The 1,223-nt window shown below is 69.7% G+C and carries 2 protein-coding genes; both read right to left on the bottom strand.

The window, feature by feature from the left end; all coding sequences use genetic code 11:
- Positions 1 to 127: 127 nt before the first annotated feature.
- Positions 128 to 487, bottom strand: a complete 360-nt coding sequence (locus MFF06_RS22590) for a hypothetical protein (RefSeq protein WP_238208460.1) — start codon at positions 485 to 487, stop codon at positions 128 to 130.
- 11 nt (positions 488 to 498) lie between these two features.
- A partial coding sequence (locus MFF06_RS22585) for a molybdopterin-dependent oxidoreductase (RefSeq protein WP_238208459.1) occupies positions 499 to 1,223 on the bottom strand: 725 nt, incomplete at its 5' end.

Raw genomic sequence — 1,223 nt, 5'->3', positions numbered from 1 at the left:
CATTCCAGCCACGATCAAGGGCACTGCCAGACGGGGCATAAGGTTTCCTCGTTTCCTGTGATGCTGCCTACGACGACGCGGACGACCCGTTTCCAAGCGGAACGCAGTTCTGAGGAACCGAGGGTCGCTATTGCGGGGCGAACGGGTTCTGGAACCCGCCCGTGCGCGACGGCGCCTTGGGCGGGTGGGCGGTGGCGAGATAGTCGAGGATCAGCGCGCGCTCGGGCCCCTGGATGTCGGGCATGTTCTGGCGCTCGGTCATCCAGGTCAGGGTCTCGTCCCAGCGCTCCCGGCTCATGCCCTGGTTCGAGACGAGCCGGTAGGCGTGGCAGGCCGTGCAGAGCCCGAAGGTCTCCTCGCGGCCCGGATGCGCCGGCAAATCCTCGACCGTCTGGTCGCGGACCGTGCCGGCCGGCTCCTGAGCCCGAACCACGAGCGGCGGAGCGAGCGCCAGCGCCGCGACAATCGCCCAGGTGAACCGCGTCATCGCTGCGTGCCTCATCCGACAAGCACCGCGACGCGGTGGAGAGCGTTGCCGCCGTAGCCCTGCGGGTTCCAGTTGCCCGCCACGTGCGGCTGGGCCTTGCCCGCGCTGTCGGTCGCCCGCACCCAGAGCTCGTAATAGCCGTCCGAGGGCAGCGGCACGCTCGCGCTCCAGCGGCTCCAGTCGTAGCGGTTGCGGGTCGGTGCAAGCTGGGTCGCGATCCAGGTCGCGCCAAAATCGATCGAGACGTCGACGCGGGCGACCGTAAGGTCTCCGGCCCAGGCGGCGCCGCGCATGGCGACCTCGCGGCTTCCGGCCGGGAGCCGGGCACCATTAGCCGGGGCAGTCACGATCGAGCGGACGGGCATCGACTCAAGGATCCGAAAATCCCGCTCGTCGGCCTTGCCGCCCGGCACCATCGGCTTGTTCGGCACCCGGTAGGCCGTGCCGGTCATGCCCTGGCCATCGTGCTCGCGGTCGCGGATCGTGATGCGGGTGAGCCACTTGTGCGAGAGGGAGGCGGGCCAGCCCGGCACGACGAGGCGAACCGGCCCGCCGTGGATGTTGGAGAGCGGCTCGCCGTTCATGGCGAAGACCACGAGGCCATGCTCCTCCATCGCCTTGGTGATCGGCATGCCGCGGGAGAGCGAGTCCTTGGTGGCGCCGACCCGCACCTCTCGGGCGACGCCACCAAGGACTCGCTCTCCCGCGGCATGCCGATCGCCAAGGCGATGGAGGA

Source organism: Methylobacterium aerolatum (assembly GCF_022179085.1).
GTDB classification, from domain to species: Bacteria; Pseudomonadota; Alphaproteobacteria; order Rhizobiales; family Beijerinckiaceae; genus Methylobacterium; species Methylobacterium aerolatum.
This window is presented reverse-complemented; position numbering and strand designations above follow the sequence as displayed.

Bases quoted from the DNA above. Each gene is read 5' to 3' on its own strand.
- MFF06_RS22590 (WP_238208460.1), bottom strand. From the start codon at position 487: ATGACGCGGTTCACCTGGGCGATTGTCGCGGCGCTGGCGCTCGCTCCG.